Origin of the sequence: Halobacillus sp. (assembly GCF_049282395.1) — a bacterium.
Lineage (GTDB): Bacteria > Bacillota > Bacilli > Bacillales > Halobacillaceae > Halobacillus.
Map to the genome: position 1 here is coordinate 1 of NZ_JBAPTY010000405.1, position 1,711 is coordinate 1,711.

The following is a 1,711-nucleotide window of genomic DNA, read 5'->3' on the forward strand; positions in this document are numbered from 1 at the left end:
AACTGATTTTTATGATGTCTTCTTCGGCATCTTCAGAGCTAACCTCAGACATTTCCGTGGTATCTTTCGTAGACTTTTGATCAGTAGAACGTGATGTAACAAGAAGCAGGGACAGAATTAAAATAAAGCTGGAGCAGGCAAGTAAAATAAAAAAGGTTTGTCGTTTCATATAATAAAACGCCTCCTATCCATCTATTACCCCAATAAATGAAAAATTATCCATTTTTAATAGTAACAGCCTATCTTGTGTCGTTATCTCCATAGACTTGAGGATATAGATAGCGAGCATATACCTTGAAGTTGAGATATCCCCACCTTATGATGTGGAAGTAGACCAATAGGAAAGGGAGTGGAATCATGAAGTTTGAACATCTATTCTCAGATATACATCTAAAAAATGTGTCCTTAACCAATCGCTTCGTCGTGGCACCTATGACGCGGATCAGTGCTTTCGATAACGGTCATGCGAATGAAAAGATGAGACGTTATTATGAAAGGTTCGCTAAAGGCGGCTTCAGCACGATTATCACAGAAGGCATTTATACGGATGAAAAGTACAGCCAGGGCTATTACAATCAACCGGGGCTTGCGAATGATGAACAGATGAAAACCTGGGAACCTGTAGTGGAAACGGTCCATCAAGAAGGTGCTCACTTAATTGCCCAGCTCATGCATGCTGGTGGACAAAGTCAGGGCAACGCCTATACAGAAGAGACGATTGCTCCTTCAGAAAACGCACCAAAAGGCGAACAGCTAGGTTTTTATGGTGGTTCTGGTCCCTTCCAGACACCAAAGAAAATGACGGAAGAAGATATTAAACAAGCGAAAGAATCATTTGTACAAAGCGCACGGAGGGCTAAGAGCGCAGGTTTTGATGGCGTAGAGCTTCACGGCGCGAACGGATACCTACTTGACCAATTCTTAACCGATTATCTGAACGATCGGGAGGACCAGTATGGCGGTTCTGTTGAAAATCGCCTCCGCTTGTTCATTGAAATTATTCAAGATGTCCGCGCAGCTGTGGGCGAAGAGTTCATGGTAGGGATTCGCATGTCTCAAATAAAAGTATCAGACCCTGAACACAAATGGGCCGATGGCGAGGATGAAGCTGAGTACATTTTTTCAACCCTCGGAATGAGCTCTCTCGACTATATCCACGTGACAGACGGAGACGGTGCCGCTCCTTCGTTCGGAACGGACAGCCGTACGTTAGCTCAGGCAGCGAAAGACTTCAGCGGACTTCCTGTCATCGCGAATGGAAAACTAGGCGACCCTGTGAAAGCCGAAAAAGTACTGGAAGGCAAACAGGCCGATCTAATCTCGCTAGGTACCAGTGCGCTTGCCAATCCGGATCTTCCGAATAAAGTTCAGCTTGGGCAGGACTTGAACGAATTCGATTTCGAATCTACATTATTGCCTCAAGCTGACATCAAGGATCATGAATTACAAGTGGAACTCGTGAAATAGTAAAACGGCTCTCCTCGAGAGCCGTTTTTTTGTACCATTTACTAATCTTTTTCTGTTACGGTTGACTGATTTTTCATATAAGATTTATTGAAGTATAGGGCCGGTTACTGTAAGACTGAGATAATTTGGGTCCGTTACGATATTTGGAGAAGGGCTGGTGGGGAAATAGCTCACTTTCCTATGGGGGAACGGTGAGCTTCCTCGCTCGTTTCACTCCCTGCGGGATCTCACCTAGTTCCTTCTC

1 protein-coding gene is annotated in these 1,711 nt (G+C 44.5%); it reads left to right on the top strand.

The window, feature by feature from the left end:
• Positions 1-357 precede the first annotated feature (357 nt).
• Positions 358-1,467, top strand: coding sequence for an NADH:flavin oxidoreductase (locus WAM07_RS16940; RefSeq protein WP_422168583.1), 1,110 nt, complete (start codon positions 358-360; stop codon positions 1,465-1,467).
• The last annotated feature ends 244 nt before the right edge of the window (positions 1,468-1,711 follow it).